Source organism: Streptomyces sp. NPDC088246, from assembly GCF_044741025.1.
Taxonomy (GTDB): Bacteria; Actinomycetota; Actinomycetes; order Streptomycetales; family Streptomycetaceae; genus Streptomyces.
The window spans coordinates 1-4,499 of record NZ_JBIURV010000134.1; the positions used below are offsets into that span (position 1 = coordinate 1).

At 65.6% G+C, this 4,499-nt stretch carries 3 protein-coding genes and 1 pseudogene; 2 read left to right on the forward strand and 2 right to left on the reverse strand.

What is annotated here, in order from left to right; genetic code table 11:
- Nucleotides 1-958: PIN domain-containing protein (locus ACIPEK_RS46195; protein ID WP_402008919.1), on the forward strand; the 958-nt coding region annotated here is incomplete at its 5' end.
- Nucleotides 959-1,272: 314 nt separating this feature from the next.
- On the opposite strand, the gene ACIPEK_RS46200 is transcribed toward ACIPEK_RS46195, so the two are convergent.
- Nucleotides 1,273-1,953, reverse strand: a complete 681-nt coding sequence (locus ACIPEK_RS46200) for a DUF6308 family protein (RefSeq protein WP_402008921.1) — start codon at nt 1,951-1,953, stop codon at nt 1,273-1,275.
- A 125-nt stretch (nt 1,954-2,078) separates the two neighbouring features.
- On the opposite strand from ACIPEK_RS46200, the pseudogene ACIPEK_RS46205 reads away from it, so the two are divergent.
- Nucleotides 2,079-2,195: pseudogene (locus ACIPEK_RS46205) on the forward strand (helix-turn-helix domain-containing protein); the annotation flags it as partial.
- 164 nt (nt 2,196-2,359) lie between these two features.
- Here the strand turns inward: ACIPEK_RS46205 and ACIPEK_RS46210 are convergent.
- Nucleotides 2,360-4,144 (reverse strand): Hsp70 family protein, encoded by a 1,785-nt coding sequence (locus tag ACIPEK_RS46210; RefSeq protein WP_402008923.1) that lies wholly within the window; start codon nt 4,142-4,144, stop codon nt 2,360-2,362.
- Nucleotides 4,145-4,499: the final 355 nt, after the last annotated feature.

Below are 4,499 nucleotides of genomic sequence, written 5' to 3' on the forward strand. Positions count from 1 at the left end.
TCAGCAGGCTGACCGCGAGCCCGAGCCAAATCGGGCAATACCTCCGCCCGAAACCGCCCGCGGCAGCATGAAACGGTACCGAACACCCTCTAAGAAGGTGGGCGGCGACAAGACTGGGGCTCGGGACGCGGCAGTCTGGCTCACGGCTGTGGAGTACGCACGCGAGCACCCTGACGAGACCGTCTACTTCGTCAGCGAAGACAGTGACTTCGGCGACGGCTCGTCCTTCGGTCCTCCCATGGTTACGGACGTCCAGGGCTTGGGCGACAAGTTCGTGTTCCTCTCCTCGCTCGACGATGTGCTGACCAAGTTCGCTGTGCCATCCGAGGTCGATGACGCAGAGCTGAAGAGCCTCCTCACCGATCCTCGGCGTGGTGGCGCCGTCGCACGCAACTCCAGAGGTCAACGCGGCTTTTCGGGCGCGGTCATCCTTGAGTCGGGGCAACTGGAAGAAGCGCACGACTGGGTGTGGGTTGGTGCACATGCGTTGGTCGGGTTCAACTCCGTATCCGACGCCCGAGCCTTCGAGATTGCCGGGCACCGGTGGTACACGGCCACAGTGCGCTGGCTCGTCTCCGGGCGGGCCTGCCAGAGGAGTGCCGTCGATATCCCGCAGTGGGTCAACTGCTCGTTGACCACACGGGTGCTGCTGAGCCCCACCGCGCCCAGCAAGCGGCTGGCCATCATTGATCGTGGGCGGCTGCTCCCCATCACGGCCGAGGACATCGACAGCGTTCCAGCGCACGCCCCTGGAGAACTGGCAGCACCGCAAGGCCTGCGCCACCAACACAAAAAGGTTGTGGGAGAGGCCTACAGACTGGCTCGTCCAGAATTCCTCCAACTCAGCGAGGAGGGGTACGTGGGGTCTCTCGCCCACACATATGCCATCGAAAAACGCATGCAGCGGCTATTCAACGAGCGAGCCCAGGGACAGTACGAACTTCCCGAAGACGAGTAGCCGGGTACAGCGCGACGGCCGAGCAACACCACTGCCGAAAGGTCCTGAACTGCGACTTTAGAGTGAGCCCCGGTCGGGACGACAGGATCTGAGCCGGCGACCCCTTGACCTCAGCGTTCGGACAAGGGTCCGGTCGATGCTCACCAGTCCGAATCGTGCAGGTCGGGGTCCATCTCATCCACCCTGCGTGACGCCTGATAGCGCCTCATGAGGCATAGTCCGTGAGAGCCGTGTGAGAGGCACGTGAACCGCAGTGATCTGTCTCACTGCGGCTCGCCTGCGTGTTCTGCCTCAATGGCTACCGCAGCCCGCGCTCACCCAGGCTTGCCGAAGTGCCACGCCACGACGTCCAGGACGCGCAGCAGCGTCACGTCCACGGGGGCCGCTGCGGCGAGGGCTTTCCACTGCGCGGGCTGCGATTCGAGGTCACTCGCCATCGATTCAGCCAGCAGCGTGAAGAACTCCGCCCAAGTGCGCTTGGGAACAGGCTGGATGGGGTGGTCCACCGTGGTGCCGCAGTAGCAGGCATAAACCTGGGTGTCGTACAGCGGAAGGAACAGCGGTCGCTTACGGTGCATGATCTTCATAAGGATGGTTCCACCCACCCCCGGAACACCACCGCCCTGGTCCAGAAACCCACCCAGCGCCTGCAGCGGCTGCCCGTGACTCCCACCGGCCACCGCCGCCTGCAGCGTGAGGTCCTGTGGGATGCCAGCAAGGACCGCTTCGAGTCCAGAACGTATTGCCTGCAGGTTGAACACCGCTTTGACCGAAGGAGCTACATTCAGCAACACCGGAGCAAGCAGATCCCCATCATTGAGCCGGTCCGGACCACTGCCAGTCTCCATACGGTCGTACGCCGGATAGGCGTACGGCTTCCCGCCTTTGACCGCAGCGGCCGCCGCGTTGCCCCGCTCGTCGAAGTAGGCGGCAACCCACCCGACAGCCGTCGCAAGTGCGACCCGGCGACCACCGACTCTGACTTCTTGCTCCACCGCAATCCCTCAACGCCCAGACCGCACGGGCGCTGGGCAGACCACCTGGCTCGATCTTCACGATCATCAAGTCCAACGGCGGCTACGTTCCACCGGTCCGCCAGCGCAGGTCGAGTCAACTGGCTTTGTCTGAGCGGGAGCCTATCTCGCGCGCTCTGGCCCGGGGTGACTCGATCCGCGAGATAGCCCGCTCCTTGGGGCGCGCTCCTTCGACTGTCAGTCGGGAGATCGCCCGCAACAAGGGGACGCCGGGGACCGCGCATGGGACCGCGCCCGGCGGCGGCAGCCATGCCTGCTCGTCACGAACGCACAGCTTCGGGACACCGGTGTCGGCGGCCATAGACGGGATCCATCGGCTGCCGACACCTGCCGCAGCACTGGAGCGAGCTACTGGCGCACCCGGAAACTACCCAACAGAGTCCAGGGGCTGGTCAAAGTCCCCCCTCACCACGCCCTGCGGCTCGCCGTTGATTGTTACGGCCGGGTCGGCCTCCAATACGCGCACAGCCATGTCGATCGGTGCCGGGCGGGCGTTGGCTGATTCAGCTGCCGAGAGATGTTGGACGTTGGAGGAGCCGTCGGCGAACGGGCGGACGGTGTGGGCCAAGAGGCGGGTCAGTTCGTCTTCGAGGCCGTGCTGCAGTGGGGTGCCGTCGGGGCCGAAGGAATCGATCTCGCGCTCGGCAAGCTGCTTGCCGGTGGCCGCGTGGGTGGCGGTGAAGCGCAGGATGCCGCTCTCGTTGTAGCGGAACTTGATCTCGATCTTGTTCCGGCGGATGTCCTGTTCGCGAGTCGGGAGATGCACCTCGATGTTGGCCAGGGGGAAGGCGCGGTCGCTGTCGGCCGGGTAGCCGGCCTCGCCCTCGATCACCGGCACGCGCACGAAGGAAGCGCCCGGCGTGTCCGGGTAGAAGTTGGCCGAACTCTCCGCGGGGAGCGTGGCGTTGCGTCGGATGATGGCGCGGAAGCCCTTCTGTTCGCCCGCGCTCACGGCCGTGCCCAGGTCGTAGCTGGTCACCAAGGAGAAGTCGCTGTCATCACCGAGTTCGCCGTCGAGGGAGGCCGCGTAGATGGCTGCACCTCGGGCGACGGCGGTCATGGGTCGGCACAGGCCGCTGTCGACGATGCGGTCGTGGCCGAGGAGCTCGCCCAGGGCGTGACGCACCTGGGGGATCTGCGAGGTGCCGCCGATCATCAGAACGGAATCGATGTCGTCCGCGGTGACTGCCAGGTCTTCCAGGGCCTGCTGGACCGGATTCAAAGCGCGGGTGATGGGCGGGGTGATCGCCTCGGTGTACTCGGCCGCGGTGATCCTGACCTCACGCCTCGAGATCGAGGGGGCGAGGCCGACCGGGAGGTCGAAGAAGAGTGCGCCATCCGTAGGCACGGAGGACAGTGCGATCTTCGTCAGCTCGACCGACCGGCGCCACCGGCGTCGTTCGGCCTTGGTGAGCTGGTCCGCGGTCAGGCCGATCTTCTGCTGGATCAACTGGGCCAGCGCGTTGTCGAACTCCAAGCCCCCGAGGGCGGTAATGCCTCGGGAGGTCTGCTCCTCGAAGAGGGCGTCGTCGTGTTCGAGGACGGTGACGTCGATGGTGCCGCCGCCCCAGTCGAAGACCAGGAATCGGCCGGGGATCGGAACGTCGTGGGCGTACGAAATCGCGGCCGCGGTGGGCTCGTTAAGCAGGGCCCGGACTTTCACTCCGCCGAGTGCCGCCGCGGCACGGGTGCGGTAGCGGGCGCCACCCGTGGCGTTGGCGGGGACCGTGACGACCGCGTCGGAGAGGTCGAGCAGCTGGACGGAGACGCCTTCCTTCATCCGGCTGAAGAGGGAGGCGGCCGCGACCGTGCTGTGGAACTTCTGCGAGCCGACCCAGACGTGGTGCTCCTCGAGCTGGGCTGCGACCTCGAGACCGTCAGTGTCGCCGTCCTTCTCGGCACCGGAGCGGGTGCCGAGCATGCGCTTCACAGCGTCGAGCGGCTCGCTGGTGCCAGTCTTCGCCTCCCAGCCGAAGCAGAGGGTGCGCTGGAGGTCGCGGACGGACAGCGCGGAGGGGAAGAGCTGCTCGAACTCCGACATCCGCCACTGGGCGGGCACGTTGTCGCCGTCGACCGGCAGCACTTCGGTGGTGTGCCCGTTCCAGCGAGCAACAACCGAGTTACTCGTACCGAAGTCGATACCAAAACTCATCGCGTGCCTCTCTGGTTCATCTGCTTGCTGGCCGCAGCACGCAGCGACTTCCTATAATTCGTTGTCTTCGGCACGCGCCCACCTGTCGTCACATCCGGTGAACCAGACGAAGACCGGGAAACGCCACGCGATCCCTCCTCGAGAATCTCCCTGGCTGGCGAATCCCCAAGCCCCTGTTGAACGCCAGGCGCCTGACCCCGATGGACCTTCTTCTTGTGCGGAGAATCACCAGGATCCCCATTGAGGCCTTTCCTCTGCTTTCTAGTGCCGTAGCAGGGAACGTTTGCCCTGTTGTGATGTGACGCGCCGTTCGGGTGCTGTGCCGGGCGGCGTGTGGCCGTCACTCTGTTGGGGT

Excerpts from the sequence above, each read along its gene's own strand:
- ACIPEK_RS46210 (WP_402008923.1), bottom strand. The coding sequence starts at position 4,144 with ATGAGTTTTGGTATCGACTTCGGTACGAGTAACTCGGTTGTTGCTCGC.